This window comes from Amycolatopsis sp. NPDC051903, from assembly GCF_044452505.1.
In the GTDB taxonomy this organism is placed as follows: domain Bacteria; phylum Actinomycetota; class Actinomycetes; order Mycobacteriales; family Pseudonocardiaceae; genus Amycolatopsis.
This window is the reverse complement of the sequence record NZ_JBITBT010000018.1, coordinates 120303-144491: the sequence shown is the minus strand read 5'-3', so window position 1 is coordinate 144491 and position 24189 is coordinate 120303. Positions and strand designations below refer to the sequence as shown.

21 protein-coding genes and 1 riboswitch are annotated in these 24189 nt (G+C 71.2%); of the genes, 17 read left to right on the top strand and 4 right to left on the bottom strand.

Going from position 1 to position 24189, the window contains the following annotated elements; genetic code table 11:
- The first annotated feature begins 5 nt into the window (after positions 1 to 5).
- The 10 genes from ACIA77_RS30930 to ACIA77_RS30885 all read left to right on the top strand — a co-directional run bounded on the left by ACIA77_RS30930 (position 6) and on the right by ACIA77_RS30885 (position 9242).
- Positions 6 to 1352 carry an FAD-dependent oxidoreductase gene (locus ACIA77_RS30930; protein ID WP_395889535.1) on the top strand — a complete coding sequence of 449 codons (1347 nt, stop codon included), beginning with the start codon at positions 6 to 8 and terminating at the stop codon, positions 1350 to 1352.
- Positions 1352 to 2539, top strand: coding sequence for a CaiB/BaiF CoA transferase family protein (locus tag ACIA77_RS30925; protein ID WP_395889534.1), 1188 nt, complete (start codon positions 1352 to 1354; stop codon positions 2537 to 2539). Before ACIA77_RS30930 ends, ACIA77_RS30925 begins: the two co-directional genes overlap by 1 nt.
- Positions 2536 to 3321, top strand: a complete 786-nt coding sequence (locus ACIA77_RS30920; protein ID WP_395889533.1) for an enoyl-CoA hydratase-related protein — start codon at positions 2536 to 2538, stop codon at positions 3319 to 3321. The genes ACIA77_RS30925 and ACIA77_RS30920 overlap by 4 nt, the downstream gene beginning before the upstream one ends.
- Before the next feature lie 14 nt (positions 3322 to 3335).
- On the top strand, positions 3336 to 4226 hold the full coding sequence (locus ACIA77_RS30915) for a dihydrodipicolinate synthase family protein (protein ID WP_395889532.1): 891 nt from the start codon (positions 3336 to 3338) through the stop codon (positions 4224 to 4226).
- Positions 4226 to 4999 (top strand): SDR family oxidoreductase, encoded by a 774-nt coding sequence (locus tag ACIA77_RS30910; RefSeq protein WP_395889531.1) that lies wholly within the window; start codon positions 4226 to 4228, stop codon positions 4997 to 4999. Before ACIA77_RS30915 ends, ACIA77_RS30910 begins: the two co-directional genes overlap by 1 nt.
- A 19-nt stretch (positions 5000 to 5018) precedes the next feature.
- Entirely contained in the window at positions 5019 to 6410 is a 1392-nt protein-coding gene (locus tag ACIA77_RS30905) for an aldehyde dehydrogenase family protein (protein WP_395889530.1), read from the top strand.
- 148 nt (positions 6411 to 6558) lie between these two features.
- Positions 6559 to 6969 carry a GntR family transcriptional regulator gene (locus tag ACIA77_RS30900; RefSeq protein ID WP_395889529.1) on the top strand — a complete coding sequence of 137 codons (411 nt, stop codon included), beginning with the start codon at positions 6559 to 6561 and terminating at the stop codon, positions 6967 to 6969.
- A 46-nt stretch (positions 6970 to 7015) separates the two neighbouring features.
- Positions 7016 to 7963, top strand: coding sequence for an ABC transporter ATP-binding protein (locus ACIA77_RS30895; protein WP_395889528.1), 948 nt, complete (start codon positions 7016 to 7018; stop codon positions 7961 to 7963).
- Positions 7960 to 8595, top strand: a complete 636-nt coding sequence (locus tag ACIA77_RS30890; RefSeq protein WP_395889527.1) for an ABC-2 transporter permease — start codon at positions 7960 to 7962, stop codon at positions 8593 to 8595. Before ACIA77_RS30895 ends, ACIA77_RS30890 begins: the two co-directional genes overlap by 4 nt.
- A gap of 143 nt (positions 8596 to 8738) precedes the next feature.
- A complete protein-coding gene (locus ACIA77_RS30885) occupies positions 8739 to 9242 on the top strand; it encodes a GNAT family N-acetyltransferase (RefSeq protein WP_395889526.1) in 504 nt (167 codons plus the stop codon).
- A gap of 77 nt (positions 9243 to 9319) precedes the next feature.
- Here ACIA77_RS30885 and ACIA77_RS30880 read toward each other — a convergent pair whose 3' ends face one another.
- Together ACIA77_RS30880 and ACIA77_RS30875 are read right to left on the bottom strand one after the other, a co-directional pair.
- Positions 9320 to 12136, bottom strand: a complete 2817-nt coding sequence (locus tag ACIA77_RS30880) for a glycosyl hydrolase 2 galactose-binding domain-containing protein (protein ID WP_395889525.1) — start codon at positions 12134 to 12136, stop codon at positions 9320 to 9322.
- A gap of 208 nt (positions 12137 to 12344) precedes the next feature.
- On the bottom strand, positions 12345 to 13967 hold the full coding sequence (locus tag ACIA77_RS30875; RefSeq protein WP_395889524.1) for an NRAMP family divalent metal transporter: 1623 nt from the start codon (positions 13965 to 13967) through the stop codon (positions 12345 to 12347).
- 288 nt (positions 13968 to 14255) lie between these two features.
- A riboswitch (M-box (ykoK) riboswitch) is annotated at positions 14256 to 14428 on the bottom strand.
- 392 nt (positions 14429 to 14820) lie between these two features.
- On the opposite strand from ACIA77_RS30875, the gene ACIA77_RS30870 reads away from it, so the two are divergent.
- The 5 genes from ACIA77_RS30870 (at position 14821) to ACIA77_RS30850 (ending at position 20231) form a co-directional block, all read left to right on the top strand.
- Positions 14821 to 15486: a GntR family transcriptional regulator gene (locus ACIA77_RS30870; RefSeq protein ID WP_395889523.1), complete on the top strand. Its 666-nt coding sequence runs from the start codon at positions 14821 to 14823 to the stop codon at positions 15484 to 15486.
- An 87-nt stretch (positions 15487 to 15573) separates the two neighbouring features.
- Positions 15574 to 16863 (top strand): MFS transporter, encoded by a 1290-nt coding sequence (locus ACIA77_RS30865; RefSeq protein WP_395889522.1) that lies wholly within the window; start codon positions 15574 to 15576, stop codon positions 16861 to 16863.
- A gap of 11 nt (positions 16864 to 16874) precedes the next feature.
- Positions 16875 to 17657 carry an enoyl-CoA hydratase/isomerase family protein gene (locus tag ACIA77_RS30860; RefSeq protein ID WP_395889521.1) on the top strand — a complete coding sequence of 261 codons (783 nt, stop codon included), beginning with the start codon at positions 16875 to 16877 and terminating at the stop codon, positions 17655 to 17657.
- A gap of 16 nt (positions 17658 to 17673) precedes the next feature.
- Positions 17674 to 18855 (top strand): acyl-CoA dehydrogenase family protein, encoded by a 1182-nt coding sequence (locus tag ACIA77_RS30855; protein WP_395889520.1) that lies wholly within the window; start codon positions 17674 to 17676, stop codon positions 18853 to 18855.
- Complete coding sequence (locus ACIA77_RS30850; protein WP_395889519.1) at positions 18852 to 20231, top strand: CoA-binding protein; 1380 nt, start codon at positions 18852 to 18854, stop codon at positions 20229 to 20231. The genes ACIA77_RS30855 and ACIA77_RS30850 overlap by 4 nt, the downstream gene beginning before the upstream one ends.
- A gap of 300 nt (positions 20232 to 20531) precedes the next feature.
- On the opposite strand, the gene ACIA77_RS30845 is transcribed toward ACIA77_RS30850, so the two are convergent.
- Positions 20532 to 21941 carry a glycosyltransferase family 39 protein gene (locus tag ACIA77_RS30845; protein WP_395889518.1) on the bottom strand — a complete coding sequence of 470 codons (1410 nt, stop codon included), beginning with the start codon at positions 21939 to 21941 and terminating at the stop codon, positions 20532 to 20534.
- A 67-nt stretch (positions 21942 to 22008) separates the two neighbouring features.
- Here ACIA77_RS30845 and ACIA77_RS30840 point away from each other — a divergent pair, with 67 nt between their 5' ends.
- Positions 22009 to 22632 (top strand): hypothetical protein, encoded by a 624-nt coding sequence (locus tag ACIA77_RS30840; protein ID WP_395889517.1) that lies wholly within the window; start codon positions 22009 to 22011, stop codon positions 22630 to 22632.
- Between the two features lie 188 nt (positions 22633 to 22820).
- Here the strand turns inward: ACIA77_RS30840 and ACIA77_RS30835 are convergent, their stop codons facing one another.
- Positions 22821 to 23534 (bottom strand): helix-turn-helix domain-containing protein, encoded by a 714-nt coding sequence (locus tag ACIA77_RS30835; protein WP_395889516.1) that lies wholly within the window; start codon positions 23532 to 23534, stop codon positions 22821 to 22823.
- Between the two features lie 203 nt (positions 23535 to 23737).
- Between ACIA77_RS30835 and ACIA77_RS30830 the strand changes: the two genes are divergently transcribed.
- On the top strand, positions 23738 to 24085 hold the full coding sequence (locus ACIA77_RS30830) for a DUF3040 domain-containing protein (RefSeq protein WP_395889515.1): 348 nt from the start codon (positions 23738 to 23740) through the stop codon (positions 24083 to 24085).
- The last annotated feature ends 104 nt before the right edge of the window (positions 24086 to 24189 follow it).

The window sequence follows — 24189 nt, the reverse complement described above, 5'->3', positions numbered from 1 at the left end:
AACCGATGAACCCCGTGGTGTCCCTGCCCGAGCTCGACGCACCCGTGGTGCGGCGCAGCGACGTCGTGGTGGTCGGCGGTGGACCAGCCGGGGTGAGCGCCGCGGTCGCCGCCGCCCGCACCGGAGCGTCGGTGACCCTGCTGGAGCGCTACGCGGCGCTCGGCGGCCTCGCCTCGGGCGGCATGGTGCTGGTGCTGGACGACATGTGCAACGGAAGCGAGGTGTCCGTCCGCGGCATCGTCGCCGAGTACGTCGACCGGCTGCACCGGATCGGGCTCGCCGTGTACCCGCCGGAGCCGGACCGGATCTCGTCTCCCGAGATGTGGCGCCGGTGGGCCCGCTGGGGTGCGTTCGACTTCCACTCGCACGCGAGCCCGAAACCCATCTGCTACGCCGTCGCGTTCGATCCGGACGGCTGGAAGCGCGTGTCGAACGACCTGGTCCGCGAGTCGGGCGTGCACCTGCGGCTGCACAGCTGGTTCTCCCGTCCGGTGGTCGAGGACGGCCGGCTGCGCGGCGTGGTGTGCGAGACGAAATCGGGTCCGCAGGCGGTGCTCGGCGACGTCGTGATCGACACGACCGGGGACATCGACGTCGCGTCGCGCGCCGGCGCCTCTTTCACCCACGACAGCTACCTGGTGACGCTCGTGTTCCGCCTCGGCGGCGTGGACACCGAAGCGGCGCAGCGGTTCGAGCAGGAGGATCCCCGTGCGGCGCGGGCGATCAACCGCAAGGTCAAGCGGATGCTCGGCGGCGCCTGGGAGCTGTGGTGGCTCAAGACGCCCGTGCCCGGCGTCGTGTGGTGCAACTGCCCGCACCTCACCGGTTACGACGGCGCCGACCCGGAATCGCTCACCGCCGCCGAATTCGACGCGCGGGAACGGATTTCCGCGGTGATCGAGCACGTGCGGGCCGAACTGCCCGGCTTTGAGCGCTGCTACCTGCTCGACGTCGCCGAGCAGATGGGGGTGCGCCAGACCCGGCTGCTGCGCGGCGAGTACGTCGTCACGAAGGACGACATCAACGACCGCAGGCACTTCACCGATTCGGTCGCCCGCGGCCGCGACTACTACACCCCCTACCGGGCTCTGCTCCCCCGCGGCGTCGACCAGCTGCTCGTCGCCGGACGGCACTACTCGGCCACCCCCGACGCCCAGCGGATCTCCCGCGAGATCCCGCCGTGCATGGCGATGGGCCAGGCCGCGGGGATCGCCGCCGGGATCGCGGTGGACCGGGGAGTGACCGTGCGCGAGGTCGAGCCGGCGCTGATCCAGGCCGGGATGCACGAGCAGGGTGCCGATCCCGGCGACAAACCCGCCCCGAACGCCACCGTGGAACTGGAGGTCGCGTGATGCCCGCCCCGCTGCCGCTCGACGGGATCACCGTCGTCGACTTCACCCAGGTCTACCTGGGCCCCAGCTGCACCCAGCTGCTCGGCGACTACGGTGCCGACGTCGTCAAGATCGAACGGCCGGGCGCGGGCGACCTGTCACGATCGTCCATTCCGGACCCGGACGGCCCCGACAACCCGATCTTCCTGTCGATCAACCGGAACAAGCGCAGCGTCTCGATCGACACGCGCACCGCGGAGGGCAAGCAGGTCGTCGGCGACCTGATCGCCGAAGCGGACGTGGTGGTGAGCAACTTCCGCTCCGGCGTCATGGAGCGGATCGGGTTCGGCTACGAGGAGTGCCGGCGCCGCAACCCGCGCCTGATCTGGGCGTCGGGCACCGGTTTCGGCGAGGAGGGCCCGTACCGGCACAAGGGCGGGCAGGACGTGATCGCGCAGGCCTACTCCGGTGTGATGTGGCGGCGCGCGTCCGACGACGTGCCGCTGTCGGTGTACCCGACGACGTTGTGCGACTACACCACCGGGATGCACCTGATGCAGGGCGTACTGCTCGCGTTGCTCACCCGCGATCGCACCGGCGAAGGCCAGAAGGTCGAAGTGACGATGTACGACTCGATGCTGCACATGCAGATGCAGGAAGCCTGCATGCAGCTCAACCGCGGCCGGGAGGTGAACTGGGCGGCGATGCCGCTGTCCGGCGTGTTCCCGACGGCGGACGGCGCGGTGTGCATGGTCGGCGCCTTCAAGGAAAATCCGCTGCGCGACATCAGCACCGCACTCGAACTGCCCGAGGACCTCTCGACGCGGCCGGAGTACGCGACGCCTGCGTTGCAGTTCGAGCACAAACCCGAACTGCAGACCATCTTCCGGGAACGGTTCGGCGGCAACACCACCGAGTACTGGGTGAAACGGCTGGAGGAACAGGACATCCTCTGCGCGCCGGTGCGCAGCCTCGCGGAAGCGCTGGAGGACGAGCAGACCGCCGTGAACCGGATGGTGCTCGAGATGCAGCACCCGACGGCCGGGCGCGTGCGGGCGCTCGCCGCGCCGATCCGGCTGTCCGACACGCCCGCGCAGGTGCGGCGGGTCCCGCCGCGGCTGGGCGAGCACAACGAGGAAGTGCTGGCCGAACACGGTTACGACGCGGAGCGCATCGAGGCGCTCAAGGCCGCGGGGGTGCTGCGATGAGCGACGACGTGCGGTTCGAAGTGGACGAACACGTCGCCCGGGTGACGATCGACCGGCCGCAGGTGCTCAACGCCGTCGCGCCGGACACGCAGCGGCGGCTGGGCGAGATCTGGGACGCGATCGAGGCCGACCCCGCGGTGCGGGTCGTCGTGCTGACCGGGGCCGGCGACCGGGCGTTCTGCGTCGGTGCGGACATGTCGGCGAACGCGATCGAGAAGACCGGGCTGCAGTTCTGGGCCGGCGAACCGGAAACCGGGTTCGGCGGGCTCTGCCTGCGCACGACGCTGGACGTGCCCGTGATCGCGCGGGTCAACGGCTACGCGCTCGGCGGTGGCATGGAAATGGTGCTCGGGTGCGACATCGTCGTCGCGGCGGAGCACGCGCAGTTCGGGCTCACCGAACCGCGGGTCGGCCGGCTCCCGCTCGGCGGCGGCGTCGCGCAGCTCGTGCGCCGGCTCCCGCACACGCAGGCGATGGGCCTGCTGCTCACCGGCCGCCGGGCCGGCGCGGCCGAGCTGCACCGGATGGGCCTGGTCAACGAGGTCGCGCCCGCTTCGGAGCTGGACGCGGTCGTGGACCGGTGGGTCGAGGACGTCCTGGCGTGCGCGCCGACGTCGCTGCGGGCGATCAAGCAGATCGTGCAGCGGACGGCGCAGCTGAGCGCGCGGGAGGCGTGGGCGGCCCGGCTGCCCGCGCTGATGGCGGCGCTCGACAGCGAGGACAGCGCGGAAGGCGTGCGGGCCTTCCAGGAGAAGCGCCCGCCCGTCTGGCCGGGCCGGTGAAGGACGGGAAGCCGGTGCTGGCAGCGGGTGTCTGGGGGGTCGTGGCCACGCCGTTCACGGGCTCGGCCTTCGCGGTCGACGAACCGGGCCTGGCGCGGCTCGTCGAGCACTACGCGGGGCTCGGGGTCGCGGGCCTCACCGTGCTCGGGGTGTTCGGCGAAGCCGCCCGGCTCGACACCGCCGAACGCCGCGCGGTGCTGGAGACGGTGCTCGACAGCGTCGACCTGCCGCTGGTGGTCGGCGCGACCGGACTGTCGACCGCGCCGGTGATCGAGGAGGTCGCGCTGGCGGCCGAGCTCGCCGGGCCGCGGCTGGCCGGGGCGATGGTGCAGGTCAACTCCGGGGACCCGCACGTCCTTTCGCGACACCTCGGTGCCGTGCACGAGGCCACCGGCGCCGGGCTGGTCGTGCAGGACTACCCGCTGGTCTCCGGTGTCCACATCGGACCGTCCGCCCTCGCCGCCGCTCTGTCCGCGACGCCGGGCGTGGTCGCGGTGAAAGCCGAGGCGCCACCGACGACCACGGCGATCGCGACGCTCACCGAAGCCCTCGACGTGCCGGTGTTCGGCGGGCTCGGCGGACTCGGGCTCCTCGACGAGCTGGCCGCGGGCGCGGCGGGCGCGATGACCGGGTTCTCCTTCCCCGAGGGCCTGCTCGCGTGCGTCGAAGCGTGGCGGACGGGCGGCTTTTCCGCGGCGCGCGAGGCGTTCCTGCCGTACCTGCCGCTGGTGAACTTCGAGCAGCAGGCGAAGGTGGCGCTGGCGATCCGCAAGGAATGCCTGCGCCGGCGGGGCTTCATCGCGGAGGCGGGGGTGCGCCCGCCCGCCGCGTCGCTGCCGGAAGTGCTGCGTGAACAGCTGAACCGGCACGTGAACGCGGTCGCGACGCTGACCGGGGTGGCGTGATGGACCTGGGACTGACCGGGCGGTCCGCGCTGGTGTGCGCGTCGACCGGTGGGCTCGGCGAGGCGGTCGCGCGGGCGCTGGCCGCGGAAGGCGCCCGCGTGGCGGTGAGCGGACGGCGGGGCTCACGGGCGCGGGCCATCGCCGCCCAGCTGCCCGGCGCGATCGGGCTCGAGGCCGACCTGACCACCGAGGACGGGCCGGACCGGCTCGCCGACGCGGCGACGGCCGGGTTCGGTCCGATCGACGTACTGGTCCTGAACGGGCCCGGCCCGAAGCCTGGTTCCGCGACCGGCACCACGGTGGCGGACGTGGACTCGGCCGTCGCTTCACTGGTGCACCCGCACGTGCGGCTGGTGGCACGGCTGCTGCCCGCGATGCGCGAGCGCGGCTGGGGCCGGATTCTCGCGATCGGCTCGAGCGGCGTCGCCGCGCCGATTCCGAACCTCGTGTTGTCCAACCTCGGCCGCGCCGCGCTCGCCGGGTACCTCAAGACCCTCGCCGGGGAGGTCGCCGCTGACGGGGTGACGGTGAATCTGCTGTTGCCCGGCCGGATCGCGACCGACCGGGTCGCGGCGCTGGACGCCGCCAACGCCGAGCGCAGCGGCCGGGACGTCGAGGCTGTGCGGCGAGCGGCACGGGCGGCCATCCCCGCGGGCCGCTACGGCGATCCGGCGGAATTCGGTGCGGCGGCCGCATTTCTGTGCGGCGCACCCGCTTCCTACGTCACCGGCACCGCACTCCGCTGCGACGGCGGCCTGGTCCCGGCTCTCTGAACAACCGCGAAGGAGCGGCATGACGACGACTGCGAAGCACCTGATCGGCGGCCGGTGGACGGGCGAGCCCGAACGGGAACGGCACAACCCGGCCCGTCCCGGCGAGATCGCGGTGCGCGCCCCGGCCGGTGACGAGTCCACTGTGGATCGCGCGCTGGCGGCGGCCGACGACGCGCGGCGCGCCTGGGCGGCCACACCGGCACCGGCCCGCGGCGCGATCCTCCTCGACGCCGCCGACGTGCTGCGCTCCCGCCACGAGGAAGTGGCCACCGATCTCGTCCAGGAGGAGGGCAAGACGCTGGCCGAGGCGCGCGGCGAGGTGCGCCGGGCCATCGACGTGCTGCGCTACTTCGGCGCGCACGGCTGGCAGCGCACGGGCGAGTCCTTCCCGAGCGGCACCCCGGACACGAGCGTGGTCACCCGGCCCGAACCGCTCGGCGTGGCCGGGCTCATCACGCCGTGGAACTTCCCGATCGCCATCCCCGCGTGGAAGCTCGCGCCGGCGCTGGTCAGCGGCAACACCGTCGTGCTCAAGCCGGCCGAGCTGACCCCGGCGTCGGCGACGCACCTCGCTGCCGCGCTGGTAGCCGCGGGCCTGCCCGCGGGCGTGCTCAACGTCGTGCACGGCGAGGGTTCCGTGGTCGGTGCCGCGCTCGCCGCCGACGAGCGGGTGCGGGCGCTCTCGTTCACCGGGTCGACCGAGGTCGGGCTGCGGCTGCACCAGGTCCTGTCCGCGCGGCGGGCCCGCGTGCAGCTCGAAATGGGCGGTAAGAACGCCTGCCTCGTGCTCGACGACGCCGACCCGGCCGCCGCGGCGCGCATCGTCGCGGCGGGCGCGTTCGGCCTCACCGGGCAGGCGTGCACGGCGACCTCGCGCGTCTACTGCACACCGGGCGTCCGCGAGGCGTTCACCGAGGCCCTCGTCAAGGAAGCCGCCCGCTTCTCCCCCGGCGACGGTCTCGCCGCGGGCACCACGATGGGTCCGGTGGTGAGCTCGGACCAACTGGCCACGGACCTGGCCGCCGTCGAGCGGGCGCGCGAACAGGGTGCGTCGGTCGCGACGGGCGGGCGGGCCGACGGGCCGTTCCTGCCCGCCACCGTGCTCACCGGCGTCGCCCACGACCACGACGTCGCGCGCCGCGAGGTGTTCGGCCCGGTCGTCGCGGTCCTCCCGGCCGCCGACTACGACGAGGGGCTCGCGCTGGTGAACGACTCCCCGTATGGCCTCACTGCGGGCCTGTGCACTCGCGATCTCGCGCTGGCGCACCACTTCGCCGCGCACGCCGAAGCCGGCGTCGTGAAGGTCAACCGCCCCACCACGGGCCTCGACCTCAACGTGCCCTTCGGCGGCGTGAAGGACTCGTCGTCGGCCACGTTCCGCGAACAGGGCCCGGCCGCGGTCGACTTCTAAACGTGGTCCAAGACCGTCTACTGGGGACACGAGCGCTGAGCCGGCGCCGGGCTTACCCGCCGCACCCGCCCGATCAGAGTCGAGATTCCGCTTGCCGCACCACCGTCCTGTCTGTATATAGTGTTCATGTACAGTCAGCAAGGAGCCGGTGAGCGGGAGGTCCGTCGTGCGGGTGGTGTTGTCCAACAGCGCCGGAGTGCCGCTGTACCACCAGATCAAGGAGCAGGTGGGCACGGCCATCCTCACGGGCGAGCTCGCCGAGGGCAGTGTGCTGCCCTCGGTCCGCGCCCTCGCGCGTGATCTCCGGATCAGCGTCATCACCACCACCCGCGCCTACACCGAGCTGGCCGCCGAGGGCTTCATCGCCACGGTCCCCGGCAAGGGCGCCTACGTCTTGCCGCTGGACTCGGAGCTCGTCCGGGAGCAGCTGCTGCGCCAGGTGGAAGACGGACTGCAGACCGCACTGGACGCCGCCCACCGGGCCGGCCTGCGGCGCGCCGACGTCATCGGGATCCTGGACGGGCTTCTCGAGGCCGAGAGCCAGGACGCAAACCGTTAGCAGGGCCGGAAAACAGGAGCACGGCCGGAATCCGGAGGGACTGCCAGTGAGTGACGACCTCGCGTTCGCCCTGCGCGGCGTGAGCACCGCGGTGGGCGACAACTTCGCGTTGCGCGATGTCAGCTTCAGCCTGCCGACGGGCTACGTCATGGGCTTCATCGGCGCCAACGGCGCGGGCAAGACGACGACGATCCGCTGCCTGCTCGGCATGCGCGGGATCGACGCGGGCGAGATCGAACTGCTCGGCCACCCGGTGCCCGGACCGGTCGCCCTGCGCCAGGACGTCGGGGTGGTGCTCGACCACACCTATCTCGTGCGCGACTGGCGGCTGGCCGAGGTCGAACGGACGCTGCGTCCCTTCTACGACCGCTGGGACGCCGGGCGCTACCGCCGCCTGCTCGACGACTTCGGCCTGGATCCGCGGGCCAAGGTCAAAGACCTGTCCCGGGGCATGGCGATGAAGCTCATGATCGCCGTCGCGCTCTCGCACCAGGCCCGGCTGCTCGTCTTCGACGAGCCGACCAGCGGTCTGGACCCCGTCGCCCGCGAAGAGCTGATCGGCATCATCGGGGACTTCCTCGTCGACGAGGGACACAGCGTGCTGTTCTCCACGCACATCACCTCCGACCTGGACCGCATCGGCGACTACGTGACGCTGATCCACGACGGCCGCATCGTCCGGACCGGCACCAAGGACGAACTCCTGGACGCCTACCGGGTGGTGCGCGGCGGCCCGGACGACCTCAGCGACCCCGTCGGCGTCGAGCTGATCGGGGTCCGGCGGACGCCGGCCGGAGCGCAGGCTCTCGTCCGCACCGAGGAAGCCGATCTGCTCGACGGAGACGTCCTCGTCGAGGCTCCGACCCTCGAGGAGATCGCCGTCCACATCGGAGCCCGCGCGCCGCGGCCGCCGCAGGATCCGGGCCCTGCCACCGGATCCGGCCCCCACCGGTGCGAACCCGGCTCTCCGATGCCCACGCGGGAGCCGGCATGACCGGCATCGCGCGCATGGCCCTGCTGGACCTGCGCACCGTCGCGCCGTACCGCAACCAGGGCCTCCTGCTGTTCGGACTGGTGGTGCTGATCGACGTCAAGAGTCCCCACGTGCTCGTGCCGGCGCTCGTCCTGCTGGTCACGTCGCAGGTAGCCGCGTATCCGTTCACCGTCGCCGACAAGGCGGGCCTGGAGACCCTGTACGCCGTCCTGCCGCTGCCCCGCCGGACGGTGCTGTACGGGCACTACGCCTGGGCCCTGGCGACTTTCCTCGGCACCGCCTCCGCTGGAACGGCACTGGCTCTGCTGCTCTCGCGGGTCCAAGCTGCGCCGTTGGACGGCCGCACTCTCCTGACGATGCTGAGTGCCTCCTGGGCGTTGTTCGCCCTCAACGTCGCGATCCAGTTCCCGCTGTTCATCCGGTTCGGGTACAGCCGGATCAGCGTCTTGGCCACCACCCTGCCGCTGGCTCTGGTCATGCTCGCCTTCGTCCGGCTGCACCCGGACATCGCCTCCGTGCGGATCTGGCTTCCCGCGCTCTGGGTGGCCGGCGCGGCCGCGATCGTGGCCTCCGCGGCGGTGGCCCAGACCGCCGACCGCCGGCACCTGCGCCGGCCCAGGCGCCGTCCGTGAGCGCCGGGAAGACCTCCGGCTCCGGCTGTCACGAGCCCGGCCGCGGGCTCGCGGTGCAGGTCGGAGACCCGCGGCCGGAAAAACATCCGCCTCTCGGCGCCCTGGCCTTCGCGTCCGGCGGCTCGGCATGGCAAGATTCCCGGGTGACCGGAGGCTCCGATTCCGAGATCGTCCTGGCCCCCCTGGACGAGCAGGCTTTGCCGCGCCTGCTCGAAGTGGCGGTCAAGGGCGCCGACCCCATCGACGTCATGCCGGAGGTGGACGGCCCACCGGGCTGGACACCCGAACGGCGCGAAGCGTTCCTGCAGTTCCACCGACGGCGCTCGCTCAACCCCGACACGGCGACCGAGACCGCCTGGACCATCCAGGTCGGCGGCACCATCGTCGGCGCCGCGCGGCTGCACCCGGTCCACCGCGGCAAGTCGGTCGAGATCGAGGCCAGGGTCTGGGTCGCCCGCTGGGCCCGGGGCCGCGGCATCGGCAGGTGGGTCACCGAAACCCTGATCGACGCGGCCCGCGAAGGCAACGGCGGCCGGTACGTCGCGTCGACCTCCACGGACAACAAGGCGGCGCAGCGCCTGATGAAGTCGGTCGGCGCGAACGTCGAACTCCGCGGCGACGACGTCGATTCCCACCTCGACATCTAGCCGGCCCGAGCCCGAACGGGCTGGACCCCGGATCACAGGAATGGCCGGCCGAGGCCGGCCATTCCCGCGTGTTCCGGTTACCGGCCGAAGGTGTTCGTCGCCGGATGGGTGGACAGCGCCGCCTGGTTGAACGTCACCACCAGCCCGTGTCCCTTCAAGCGGGAGGCGTGCTGGTCGATCTTCCAGCCGTCGATGCGGACGCCGAGGTCGCGGTGCCGGGTCTGGTCGCCGGTCAGCTGGACGCGGGTCGTGGCCGACTCGCCGCCCGCCAGGTTGAGGTAGTTGTCGCTGAACGTGGCCGGCAGGACGCGGTCGCCGGTGCGGGTGTCGTAGACCTGCAGGTGCAGCATCAGCGCCACGGCCGGCCCGGTGTTCTCGACGTCCACCGTCAGCTCGAGGCCGTCGCGCCCGTGCTCAGTGGTGGCCACGACGGAAACGGCGGCCGCGGGCGCGTCGTCGAGGCTGACGAATCCCGCTGCCCGCGCGGGGTTCTCGACCCAGTAGAAGTTGCGGACCAGTTCCGCGCCGTGTGCGTCCTTGAACGAGAGCCGCACGAAAGCTACGTCGGAGGGCGCGCCGGTCAGCTGCCCGGCGATGCTGCCGATCACGGTGTGGTCGGCGGCGGCCGCCCCGCCGACGGGCAAGGAAGCGCCGGCGAACTCGGTCCCGTTCAAGTCGTACAGCGTGACGGCGACGGCACCCCGCACCGCCGCGCCGGTGTGGTTGGCCACCACCACGTCAAGGGTCTGGCTGTTGAGGATCACGTTCACCCGCCGGCACGCGTGCTGGACCGCGTAGAACGACGAATGCGCCTCGAGGTCGTGGCTGTACATCTGCCAGACGAAGCTGGGCTGCGCGGGATTGGTCATCCACATGATGACGCCGGTGCGCGGGTACGGCTTGCCCGGTGCGGCACTGCCCATGTTCGCGGTGTGCGCCTCGTAGATCGCCTTGATGCACTCGTAGTTCATCAGCTGGGACTTGCGGGCGAAGTCCGGGAGGTTGCGCAGTTCGCCGTAGCGCTGGGCGGTGAGCTGGAGGTACCCCGCGCCGCCGCCGTTGCCCCCGTTGCCGTTGACGTCGCGGTCGGCCCAGGAATCGTCCGGGTGCTCCCACGACGCCTCGGGGAGCATCTTCCTGATGAACTCCAGCGTCGGGATCGAGTACGAGCCGACCTCGTTGTGGAACGGCGGCCAGTGCGTGCCGTCGTTGAGGGAGAAGTGGGTGCTCGGGGTGACCCAGTGGTACGGCCCGCCCGAGCTGTACCCGCCGATCGGGTCCTTGCCGGTGTCGCCGGCCGAACTGGTCAGCGCAGCCCGCTGGGGGTCCAGCTCCGCGACCAGCGCGTCCAAGCCGTCGATCAGCGGCTGCGGCGGCGGGCCCTCGTTGCCGCCGCACCAGAGCAGGACCGACGGGTGGTTGCGGAACCGCACGATGCAGTCGCGGATGTTGGCCAGGTCGCGCGCGACGTTTTCCGGCGGCGGGCCTTCGGTCGAGCAGAAGAAGTCCTGCCAGACGAGGATGCCGTACTCGTCGCACGCGTCGAAGAAGTCTTCGGTGCTGCTCTGGCCGTTCCAGTTGCGGATCAGGTTCAGGTTGGCGTCGCGGTGCAGCCGCACCTGTTCGCGCAGCCGGACCCGCGGGATGCGCTTGAGCGCTTCGTCCAGGCCCCAGTTGCCGCCCATCACCAGGATCGGCTGGTTGTTGACCGTGACCGCCAGGCAGTCGACCGGCGAGCCGGACGGTGACTGGATCGGCCGGGTGTATTCGATCCGCCGGACACCGAAGTCCACCGTCCGCTCGTCGTGCACCTGGCCGCCGGCTTCGACGCCGATCGTCAGCCGGTAGCGGTAGGGGTCGCCGTACCCGTTGGGCCACCAGAGCTTCGGGCGGTTCAGCCGCAGAGCGGCGAGGTCTTTCGACGTGAGTGTGAGCGAGGACGCGCCCGCGGGCACGGTGACGGTCCGCGCGAAGTCGTGACCGTCGAGGGATCCCTTCACCACCAAGGATTTCGGCTTGTCGAACGCGCTGTCGAGGGTGAGGCCGACCGTGATGTCGGCCGTGCGCAGATCGGCCGACATCACGGGGTCGACGTGCACGTCGGTCAACCGGACCGGACCGGTGGTGGACCAGGTGACCGGCTGCCAGATGCCGAGGTCCCGGTCGGGGATGGTGGGCAGCCAGTCCCAGCCCGCCGTGCAGAAGAACGTCGGCCCGTTCTTCAAGGTGATGCCCGTCTTGCCGCCGTTGCGCCCGCCACGGGTCACCCCGCTGGCGTAGCTCGGCAACGACGGTTGTTCGGCGTAATCCAGCTTGCCGACCAGCACCGCGAGATGAGCCGTGCCGTCCGCTTTCGCGACGATGTCCGTGACGTCGAAGACGCCCCGTTTGAACGCACCTTCGATGGTGCCCACTTCGGTGCCGTCGAGCCAGATGGTCCCGAGGTAGTTGATGCCCTCGAACCGCAGCCAGAACCGCTGGCCCGGGATCAGCCGCGGCACGGGGAACGCGACGCGGTACCAGTAGCCGGTGTCCTTGAGGGTGTCCGGGACCGTGTCGGTCACGATGTGGCCGTAGAGCGGATCGGGGTACTCGCCGTTGGCGATCATGCTCGTGAGCGGTGTCCCCGGCACGACGGCCGGCTTCAGGCCGGCGACGGACTGCGCGCTCGCCAGCCGGTCCGCGGGTGCCGTCGTGGCGTCGGCCGCGGTGAAGGTCCAGCCGCTCGTGATCTCGTCGCCGTCGAGGCGCAGGGGGTGGCCGCCCGCGGCACTGGCGGGCGCGGTGCCGGGCGCCGCGCCCGCCACGCCGGACAGCCCGAGCGCGCCGAGAACACCACCACCGGCGACGGCGATTCCACCGGACAGGAAACGTCTGCGATTCACCTGGGTCACGTCGCTCCCGCTGGTTCGTTTGACAACGTTGTCAGCCCTGATCTGAACTCCATGCTCGTCAGGCTCCGGTTCCCGTGTCAACCGACCTTGGGAGGTTCCGCCCGCACGGCGGAATCCTGTCGGGTGGACAAGCCGGCCACGGAATTCCACTGTGGACTCGCCGGGAGCACGCTGCCGCCCGCGCGGAACCGGGCGGCAGCGTGCCGGGTCAGCCGGCGAGCACGGCCTGCGCGATCTTCACGATGACGAGGACCATCGCGACGGCCAGATAGGTGCGCAGGGCGCCCATCCCGATCTTGCCCCCGGTCGTCATCACGGGCCGGGCCAGCTCGGTGAGGGGCGGCATCCGCCAGTGCTCACGACCGGTCCGGTCGACGGGCGAGGCGGCCGTGCGGGCACGCCGGCGCAGCAGGCCGTAGCCGCCCGCCGCCCCGCCCGCCCCCGCGCAGACGGCGACGATCTTCAGGATCTGCCCCGCCGTGACGCCGGGGTAGAGCACCGCGACGGTCAGCACCACCGACAGGGTCACCAGGAGGCCCACGACGACGGAGGTGAACACGTTGGTGGCCCGGCCGTTGACCCAGGGGCCGAGCACTTGCCGGTCGTTGCACAGCAACAACAGGAAGACCGTCGCCGAGGGCAGCAGCACGCCGGCGAGGGTTTGCACGCCTTCGGTCAGCAGCCCCAGCGGGGAACCGGGGATCAGCACGATCGTCGCGGCGACGCCGATGAGCCCGGCGTAGACGGCGTAGAACCCCTTGGCCTGCTTGACTCCGCGGTGCAGGGAGTGCTTGATGCCCAGCACGTCGCCCAAGGCGTAGGCGCTGGACAGCGACACCGCGAACGCGCCGATGATCGAAGCGTCCAGCAACGCCACGGCGAACAGCGCCCCGACGGTCTTGCCCGCGTACGCGGCGAGGCCCTTCGCCATGCCGGTGCTGTCGGTGAAGTGCCCGAAGTCCTTCGTCCCGGCGAACGCCGCCGCCCCGAGGCCCGTGATCGCCGCGGCGCCGACGACCACGATCACGATGCCGAGCCACAGATCGGCCTTCTCGTAGCGCAGGAACCGCGGGGTGATGCGCTTGTCGATCACGTAGGACTGCTGGAAGAACAGCTGCCACGGCGCCACGGTGGTGCCGACGATGCCGATCACCAGCAGCATCAGCGCCGCCATCCCGGTCGAGCCGGCGGGCAGCGAGGGCACGGCGAAACCGTGGACCAGCCGGCCGATCGGCGGGTGCGCGGCCACGGAGATCGGGATCAGCAGCAGCGAACCGAGGCAGAAGAGCACCGCGGTGCGTTCGAAGCGGCGGAACGACCCGGTGAACGCCGCCGCGATGATCACCCCGGCGGCCAGCACGACCGACAGGAGCTTCGGCAGCCCGAGGTAACCCGCGGCCATCGTGACGCCGATGAACTCGGTCACCAGCGTCAGCGCGTTGAGCAGGAACAGGTCGAGCACGCTGAAGGCTCCCCAGAACTTCCCGAAGCGTTCCAGGATCAGCCGCGCGTGCCCGACGCCGGTGACCGCGCCGAGGCGCAGCACCATTTCCTGGTTCACGTACAGCACCGGGACGAGGAGCAGCAAGGTCCACAGCAGGTGGGTGCCGTAGTCCTGGCCGGCCTGGCCGTAGGTGGCGAACGCGCCGGCGTCGTTGTCGCCGACCATCACGATCAGGCCCGGGCCGACGATCGCGAGCAGCGTCTTGAGTTTGGCCGGCAGGCCCCGGCGGGGCCCGTCGTCGTCGAAGCGGATGGTGCCCAGGGCACCCTTGATGTCGCCGGTGTGCGCGGAGTCCAGCACGGCGGAACGGTTCACGGCCGAGGTCATGGAAACCACCTCTCACGGCCCCGGACGGGACCGGTCAGGGCACCGGGTTCCCGGGCGTTGCGAGCGCACGCCAAAGCCACCCCCTCGGGGTGTCGGCGCTGCGGGCCAGGGTTCAGCGGATGCCGGGAAAAAGCGAAGACAGCGAAACGGGAAAACGGGAACGGGGTCGACTTCGACCCGGACTACTGTCTGGCACTGCCCTCACCTCCACCCGGCCACGGGCGCCGGCCGACCACCGGCACCGAACACATGGCACGGACGGCCACCCACGACGAACGCGGGCGGCGCACCCCACCTCTCGTAAGAGCTTTGGCACTGCCCGGCGTGTCCCGTCTCCCGACGAGAAGCCACTTCGGATTACCCCTTAGCCCGGGGAAACCTGTCCTAACCTTGGGCGTCTCTCGACGTCGTCAGATCAGTGGCCTGTGTCCGGACAGAAGCCTCACCTAACGAGGTGCCTGTCAAAACCTCGGTCAGCGTAGGCCCGAACCCCCGCTCCGGCAAACGTGACCGCGCGCACACCACGCAGTTCCGCCGGAACGCCACGGACAAACACGGCAAAGGGCAGTCCTTTTCTTTTCCGATGCGTCTTTCGCCGGGAATACGTCATTGTCGCTGCGCACGAGGAACCGGACTTTCCGCGTGCGGGCTCCTCGGCTGCCGCACTCGACCGAGAGCGCCGCGACGCTCGTCGCCGACCGCGGAACAGGATCGCTTCCCGCACGGCTGAAGCCCGCGTCAAAGGTCACCTTCACCGCATTTCGCCCAACCCACGCAGCACGGTCAGGGGCTTGACGGGGTCGAATACGACAGCGTATTCATGATTGTATTCACCGCGAGCGAGGAGGCCCGAATGCCCGAGACACCCGCTCAGGCAAGGGCGATCTCGCTCGCGGAACGGGCCGTGCTGGCGCTGCGGGAACTGGTGCACGACGGCGTGCTGCTGCCCGGCCAGCCGATCCGGCAGGCGGCGATCGCCGAGCAGCTGGGCATCAGCCGGGTCCCGGTGCGTGAAGCGCTGAAGAACCTCGAAGCCGAGGGCCTCGTCGAGCCCTCCCCCAGCGGCGGGTTCGTGGTGGCGCGGCTGTCGGCGGACGAGCTGAGCCAGATCTACCTGATGCGGCGGCTGCTCGAAACCGAGCTGCTGCGGCGGATCACGTCGGTGCCCGAGTCCGAGCTGGCCGCGCTCACCGAGCTCAACGCGCGGATGGCCGAGCTGATCGACAACCCCTCCCGCGAGCTCAGGCACCTCAACCGGGACTTCCACTTCCGGATGTTCCGGCTGTCCGGCCTGACCCACATCGTGGCCGAAACGGCGCGGCTGTGGGACAAGACCACGCCCTACCGGCTGGTCTACAGCACCGAGCGCGCCGCCCGGGTGCGCATCGTGGACGATCACGACAAGCTCATCGACGCGCTGCGGCGCGGCGATGCAGACCGGTTGATCCAGTTCATGGACGACCATCGGGGCGCCGGCGAGCAGAACGTCGTCTCGGTGCTCTCCCACCCCCACCGGTAGCGCCCCTGGGACCGTGACACCGGCCTGCGCGCCGGTGGGTTCCGCCCTGCCCTGGGTGCGCCGCGACGCGTGCAAGGAGGCACCGTCATGACTTCTGCCCATCCCCGGTCCGCACACCTCGCCCCGCCGGCCGGCGCCAGCAGCACCGGTTACGTGACCTTCGTGGTCGTGCTCGCCTTTCTCGCGTGGGCACTGGTGTCGATGGACAACGTGATGCTCGGCGTCGCCGTGCCCGCGCTGGCCCCGGCGCTGCACCTGTCACTGTCCACAATAGAATATCTCGTCGGGGTGTTCTCGTTCGTGACGTTCGCCGCCCCGGTGCTGGCCGGGCGGCTGATCGACCGGATCGGGCGCCGCGCGAACTTCCAGCTCTCCCTGGTCGGCACCGGGATCTTCGGCGGCCTGACCGCCTTGGTGGCCAACGCGTGGCAGTTCATCGTGGTGCGGCTGCTGGTTTCGACCTCCTACGGGCTCACCGAACCGGTGATCAACACGCTCGTCGCCGAGGAAGCACCCCGGCGCCGGCGCGGTGTGCTGATGGGGTTCGTGCAGGCCGGATATCCGCTGGGCGCCGGGATCGCGGGCACGATCGCCGCGGTGCTGCTGCCCGCGCACGGCTGGCGGCCCCTGTTCTACCTCGCGTTCGCCCCGTTGCTGCTCGTGCTCGGGGCCGGCTGGTTCCTGCGGGACTCCGCGCGGTTCAAGCAGGTCAAGTCCGCGACCGAGCGGCGCGCGATCGAGCACCGGCCGGGCTGGCGCAAGTTGTTCACGCCCGAGCAGCGCCGGCAGACGATCGTCACCAGCGTCTTCGGGTTCTGCATCAACGGCGGGATCGGGCTGATCATCGGCGTGGTCACCACGTATCTGGTGCACGTCGACCACCTTTCGCTCGGCGGGGCGGCTTTCTTGTTCGGCCTGAGCAACTGGGTCGCGCTGGGCAGCCAGATCCTCGTGGGGTGGCTCGCCGACTACCTGCCCTCGAAGTGGCTGATGACGGGCTACTCGGTGCTGGCCGCGGCGGCGCTCGCACTGCTCGCGATCCCCGGCCTGTCCTTCACCACCGCGACGGTGAGCCTGGTGGCGTTCGGGTTCTTCGGCAACGGCACGTTCGGCTGCTACACCCGCTACACCACCGAGTCCTACCCGACCGAACTGCGCGGCACCGGGACCTCGTTCTCACTGGGCTGCTCGTTCCTGACGCTGTCGTTCATGCCGATCATCGGCGGCGCGCTCATCGACTCGGCGGTGCCGACCGCGATCCCGCTGATCTCCGCCGCGCTCGTCTTGATCGGCGCCGGGGTGATGGCCTGCGGCAAGAGCTTCGCGCCGCGGCGCGACCTCGACGAGCTGTCCCCCTCGAAGCTGCTGACCGACTAGAGGAGCTGTTCATGGCCGACCTGGAGTACACGAAGGCGGACGGCATCGGCACGATCCTGCTGAACCGGCCGCACCGCAAGAACGCCTTCACCCACGAGATGATCGACCAGTGGGCGCAGATCCTCGTCGACGCCCGCACGGACCCGGACGTCCGCGTGCTCGTGCTGACCGGCGCGGGGGACGCGTTCTGCTCGGGCGTGGACCTGTCGTCGATGTCCGGTGAGCGCGCGGCCCCGTTGCAGCGCAAGAACCAGCTGAGCGAGCACATCCACCGCATCCCGTTCGCGCTGGAGGACCTGGACAAGCCGGTGATCGCGGGGATCAACGGCGCGGCGGTCGGGGCGGGCATGGACATGGCGCTCATGTGCGACCTGCGGATCATCGCCCGGTCGGCGCGGCTGTCGGAGGGTTACATCCGCGTCGGCCTCGTGCCCGGCGACGGCGGCTGCTACTACCTGCCGCGGCTCGTGGGCCAGGCCAAGGCGCTGGAACTGCTGCTCACCGGCGACTTCATCGACGCCGAGGAGGCCGCGCGCCTGGGCATCGCCAACCACGTGGTCGACGACGACGAGCTGCCCTCGGCCGTGCACACGCTCGCCCGCAAGCTCGCCGACGCTCCCCCGATCGCCGTGCGCACGATCAAACGGGCCGTCTACCAATCCGCGCGCAGCGACCTGCGCACCGCGCTGGACCTCATCTCGTCCCACATGGCCGTGGTGACGTCCACCGAGGACTCGGCCGAGGCGCTCACCGCGTTCCGGGAGAAGCGCCCCGGTGTCTACCTCGGCCGCTGACCAGAAAGGATTTCCCTTGCCGTTCCAGGGTTTCGACCTGCCGGAAGACCTCAAGATGCTGTCGGACACGATCGCCGAGTTCGTGCGCGAGGAGATCGTGCCCGCCGAGTCGGCGGTGCCCGGCGACGCGCGCGCGATCCCGGCCGAGCAGCTGGCGGCGTTGCGGAAGAAGGCGCGGGACGCCGGATTCTGGTGCCTGGAGGCACCGAAGGAGTTCGGTGGTGGCGGGCTGAGCACGTTCGAGGGCACGGTGCTGACCGAGCAGATGGCCAAGCACCGCTACAGCTTCCCGTCCCCGGGCGGCGGCGTGTTCGGGATCGAGCCGCCGGTGGTGCTGTACAAGGGCAGCCCGCACCAGATCGAGCAGTACGTGCTGCCCACGATCGAGAACTCCTGGTCCGCCTTCACCGCGATCAGCGAGCCGACCGGCGGATCAGACCCCGCCCGCGCGATCCGCACGACCGCGACGCGCGACGGCGACACCTACCGCATCAACGGGCACAAGCTCTGGACCACCGGTGCGGACTCCGCCCGCTACGGCATCGTCTACGCCCGCACCGACCGCGCCGCCGGGCGCAACGGGATCAGCGCGCTCATCGTCGACGGCGGCGCTCCCGGGATGACCGTGACCCCCGTGCCCGTGCTGCGCGATCACTGGACCACCGAAGTGCGTTTCGACGACGTGGTCGTGCCGGCGGAGAACCTCGTCGGCGAGGAGGGCCAGGGCTTCGGGCTGGCGCAGCAGTGGCTGGTGCGGGGCCGGCTGCGTTACGCGGCGCAGGCGATCGGCGTCGCCGAGGAGGCCGTCCGCATCGCGACCGACTGGGCGAAGTCCCGTGAGACGTTCGGCGCGCTGCTGGCGACCCGGCAGGCCGTGCAGTTCGCGATCGCGGACGCGCGGGTGCGCATCAGCGCCGCTCGCCACCTGACGTGGGAGGCGGCCTGGGACGCCGACCAGGGCCGCGACGCGCGGACGAAGGCCTCGATCGCGAAGCTGTACGGCACCGAGGCCGGGTTCGCCGTGGTGGACGCGATGATGCAGATCCTGGGCGGCATGGGCATGACCAAGGACCTGCCGCTGGAGCACTGGTTCCGCGGGCTGCGGGTGGCCAGGGTCGTCGAGGGGCCGAGTGAGATCCACCGGTTCCTCATCGCGCGCGACATCCTCGGCGGCGCTGCGCTGGGACGCACGGCGTGACCGCCGACCTGGGCCCGCTGCTGCGCCCGGACTCGGTCGCGATCATCGGCGCGTCAGCGACGCCGGACATCATTTCCGGTCTGCCGCAACGGATCCTGTCCCAGCACGACTACCGCGGCGCCGTGTACCCGGTGAACCCCCGCTACGACACCGTCGACGGCCTGCGCTGCTACCCCGGCATCGAGGCGGTGCCGGGTCCGGTCGACGTCGCGCTGGTGGTGGTGAACGCCGAACGCGTCAACGGCGTCGTCGCCGAATGCGGGCGCGCGGGCGTGCGGTTCGTGGTGATCATCAGCTCCGGGTTCGCCGAGCAGTACGACGGCGACGGGCGCCAGCGCGAGCTGCGCGAATTGTGCGACCGGTTCCCCGAAATGCGGGTGCTGGGGCCGAACGCCGAGGGCACGATGAACGTCGTCGACACGATCCCGCTCGGGTTTTCCCCGACGATCAACTACGACCGCGGGCTCGACCGGCTGATCGCCGGGGACGTCGCGGTCGTCGCCCAGAGCGGCGGGCTGGGGTTCGCGTTGTTCAACGACGGCCTCGGACGCGGGCTCGGGTTCAGCCACGTGGTCAGCACCGGCAACGAGGTCGACCTGGACCTGGCCGACGTGGCGGCCCACCTCGTGGCCGACCCGGCGACGCGGGTGCTGCTGCTGTTCGTCGAAGGCCTGGCTGCCCCGGAACGGCTGGCGAAGATCGGCCTGGCCGCGCGGGCCCGCGGCAAGCACGTGATCTTGGCTAAAGTCGGCAGCACCGCCGCTGGGCGCCGCGCCGCACTCGCCCACACCGCGCACGACCCGGGCGACGCGACCGAATTCGCCCGAGCCATACGCGAAGGCGGCATCGTGGCGGCCGCCGACCAGGAAGCGCTGGTGGACCTCGCCCTGGTGTTCTCGCGGACCCGCACCCCGGCCGGCCGCCGCGTCGGCGTCGTGACGACCTCGGGCGGCGCCGGCACCTGGCTCGCCGACGACCTCGTCCTCGCGGGCCTGGACCTGCCCGTGCTCAGCGAGGGCCTGCAGACGCGGCTGCGGACCCTCATCCCGTCCTACGGCAGCCCGGCGAACCCCGTGGACACCACCGCGCAAGTCCTCAGCCGCGGCGGCGTGACCCCGATCCTGCGCCTCCTCGCCGACAGCGGCGAAGTCGACGTCCTCGTCCTGGTCGCCACCCTCGCCGACGCCAAGCAGCTCGAACGGGAGGCCGCGGAGCTGACCGAACTGGCGGGCCGGGTGCCGCTGGTGATCTACAGCTACACCCGCCCTTCCCCGCGCAGCCTGCAGCTCGCGGAGCAGTTCGGCATCGCCTGCTTCACCAGCGGCCGCCGCACCGCCGCGGCCGTGGCCGCGCTGACGGGCGTGGTCCGGTCATGAGCCGAGGTTCTCGCGCCTGAGGATGTCTTGGCCGCCGGCGGAGCGCGTGCCGCCGGCGGCCTCGACATCATGAACGGAAGGGCCTGGAGCCGGAGCAGGGGTGAACGTTCGCCTGCGGGTTCCTCATCTTGAGCTGGTCTGCAACTGGCCGAGGCCGCGGAGGTGACGAGCACCGGATCGCCGTCTGATAAGACGTGGTGAATAGGTCGTTATACAGTCACTCTGGCGGACCTCGGCTGATCAGGCTTGCCAGTCGAGGCGGTCTGCATCAGGGGCTCCTCTCGCCACCGCCGGCAAGCGTCAGTCGAGATGGCGCAAGGCGGGCCACAGTTGCGCCCAGTTGCCGTGGGGTTGGCGGCAGAGGTAGATCGCCGCGTGGTGGGTGGTTTCCTCGTCCAGGAGGCCGCCGGGCAGGGTGAGGGGCGCGATTTCCCGGACGTCGGACCAGAACCGGTGCAGGTAGGCGGTGTTCCATTCGCCCACGCAGAGCACGGTGTCCGGCGTGCCCGGGGGCGGGCCCCACAGGAGGTAGCCGTTGTGCGCGCTGGACACGGGCAGCCGCAGGCCGGCGGCCGGGCCGAGGGTGGTCAGCGCGCCGGCTTCGCCGTAGTTGCTGGTGAAGATGCTCGCGCCGGGCGGCAGGGTGGTGGCCGCCGCGGTGACCTGGCGGACGAAATCGGGCCAGCCGTAGGTTTCCACGAGCTGGGGGTTGATCGGGCGGAGCGCGTCGTCCGCACTCACGGGGAGCACCGGCAGGCCGATCAGCACGGCCAGCACCCCGGACACGGCGATCGCAGCCGCCCATCGCCGCCGGGCGCCGCGAGCCTTGGCGCGGGTTTCGGCCCAGATCCCGCCGGCCGCGAACAGCCCGATCAAGGCCGGTGCGGCGTAATAGCTCTTTCCGCCGCTGGCCGTGAAAACCACCAGCGCGAGCACCGCGACGACGAGCACCCACCGGTGGTCGCGGCCGGCCGCCGAACCCAGCCATCGCAGCCCGAAAACCCACACCACGAGCAGCGGACCGGCGAGCACCACCAGCAGCGGCAGGTGCGCCAGCGCACCGAGCGGGCCGCCCTGCTCGGCCGAAAGCACCGCCGCCATGCGGAGCTGCGCCCAGCTGTGCCGCGCGTTCCACACCACGTTCGGCGCGACCAGGACCGCGGCCACGGCGGCGGCCAGCCACGGCCCGGGGGTACGCAGCACCGCACGCCGGTACAGCACCAACCCCACCCCGATGCCGAGCAGCAACACCCCGACGGTGTCCTTGTTCTCCAACCCGAGACCCGCTACCACCCCGGCCAGCAGCCACGCTCGCACCGTGCCCAGCCGGACGGCCCTGGCCACCGTGACGAGCACCGCGGCCCACGCCAGCTGATCCAGCACCGTCGTGCCGAACAACATCGCGGCCGCGACGAACACCGGGCACGCCGCGACCGCCGCGGCCGCGACGACCTGAGCGCGAACCCGGCCACCGAACTCGGCGGCCAGCTTGGCAGCCAGCAGGACACACCCCAACTGCGCGGCGATCGCGAGCAGCCGCAGGGGCAACACGCCACCGGGCAGATCCGCGGCCAGCCGGGCCAGCAGTGGAGTCAGCGGCGGCTGATCGGGGTATCCCCAGGCCAGGTGCCGTCCGGAGATGACGTAGTAGAACTCGTCGCGGTGCCACCCGAAACGGGTCGCCACCGCCAGGTGCACAGCGCCCGCCACAGCCACCACCGCCAGCACAGGCCACCACGCCAGCCGCGCACCCGGTCTCGGCGCCAACGAACCCGGTGTGGACTCGCTCGGTGTGGACTCGCTCGGCGCGGACCCGCTCGGTGCCGACGCGCCCAGGGCCGACGGACCCGGTGCCGACTCACTCGGCGCCGACAGACCCGGGGCCGACCCACTCGATACCGCCGGACCCGATACCGACCCACCCGATGCCAACGGACCCGATACCGACCCACCCGATGCCAACGGACCCGATGCCGATGCACTCGGAGCCGACAGACCCGCGACCGACCCACCCGATGCCAACGGACCCGGGACCGACCCACCCGGCGCCGACAGACCCCCGACCGACCCACCCGATGCCAACGGACCCGATGCCGATGCACTCGGAGCCGACGGACCCGATGCCGACCGACCCGATACCGACCCACTCGGTGCCGACTCGCTCGATCCCGACGCGCTCGATGCCGACCCGCTCGCCGCCGACGAACTCAGTCCCCACGAACTCCGTCCCGACGAGCCCGGCGCCGACGGACCCGATGCCGTCTCACTCGGCGCCGTCTCACTCGGCGCCGTCTCACTCGGCGCCGACGACCGCGGCGCGGCCGGGCGTGGTGCCGACACACTTGATGGCAACGAACTCGCCTCCGACGAACTCGATGTCGACCCGCTCTGCGCGGACTGACTCGGCGCCGACCCGGTCGGCGCCGACGGCCGTTGCGCTGGCGCGCTCGATGCCGAGCCGCGCGGCGCCGACAGACCCGATGCCGACCGGCTCGGTCCCGACGAACTCGGCGCCGACCCGCTCGCGCCGGCCACTTCGTCCGCCGCGGGCTTTTCGATGTCGTGCATGGCTTCTCCCCAGTTCTCAGGTCAGTGTTCGGCAGCGTCCGGACCGGGCAAGAACGCGGACAGCAGCAGGTGGCGCACGGTGCGGCGGCACGCTTCGTCGTCGAGCATTGCCGAGTCGGGATCGCCGGACCGGTGCCACGCGAACCAGGCGATGGTTTCGACGATGAACCGCGCCGCGGCGGAGAGGTCCGGCACCGGGCGCAGCGCGCGGGAGCGGATCCGCCGGCGCAGGTAGTCAGCGAGGGTCGCCAGCAGCGTCCTGCGCTGGTGCACGAAGTAGTACTGCGCCAGTTCGGGCAGGTCGGGAGCGCAACGCTCGACCAGGGCCAGCAGGTGGCGGTTGCGTTCGACGAACCCGTACAGCTCGTCGACGATGCCACCGAACTCCTCGGCGACCGCCGAGGAGCGCGGTCGGCGGCCGGCCGCCGCGATCAGCGTGGGGAAAGCCGCCTGGCCGGTGGCCCAGCCCTCGACCAGGGCCACGATCTCCTCCGGGGTCGGTGCGGGCACCGGAGTGGCCAGCTCCTCGAGCGACTCCGGCCGGATCAGGCGCAGCAAAGCCAGGTACAGCAAGGCTTCCTTGCTCTTGGCGTACGTGTAGATCGCGCCGTGACTGAGCCCCAGGGCCGCCGACACGTCGGACACCCCGGCCGCCCGGTAGCCCTTCTCCACCAACACCCGCGCCGCCGCTTCGGCGATCTCCCCCACCGGCCGCGCCGGTACCCGTCCTCGCACTCGCCCAGTATTGATTGACTGATCGAGTCAGTCAACGCCCAGCGAGCGCGACACCGGAAACCGGCGAGGTCCGTGAACAACCCGCAATTCACTCGGACGGGTACCGTTCGCCGCCGGCGACGGTGAATCGGCGGGCGCACACCGCGGGCCGATCTTGGTGCGCCGGCGGTTATCCTGGTCACGCAGTCGTGAAGGAGTCCGCGGTGCTGAGTGACGACGAAGTGCAGGAGCTGGGGAGGCTTGAACGCGCGCTGCGCGCGGAGGATCCCCGCCTGGATCGCCGGCTCGCCGGGATGCGGCGCGGCGGGCCCGCGTCACTGCACGTGGTGCTCGCGCTCTCGGGCGTGGTCGCGGCCGCGGTGGCACTGGTGGCCGTCGGCGACCTCCTCGGCGTGACCGCGTGTCTGGTCGTCGGCCTGCTGCTCATTGCGACGGTACCGGCACTGGGAGTAGCCTGGTGGGCGCGCCGCTACTACTGCCGATATTGCGCAGGGAAATGGCCGGCTCCCGCTGATTCCTGCCCACAATGTGCTCGGCCCACGCTCGCCTGACCGAATTCGCTTGACCGATTTCGTTCAGCGCGCCGATTCCGCGATTGCGGACTACCCTCCCGAAGTGTTACGCATGATGACACCGGCGCGGAGCCGGTGAGTCG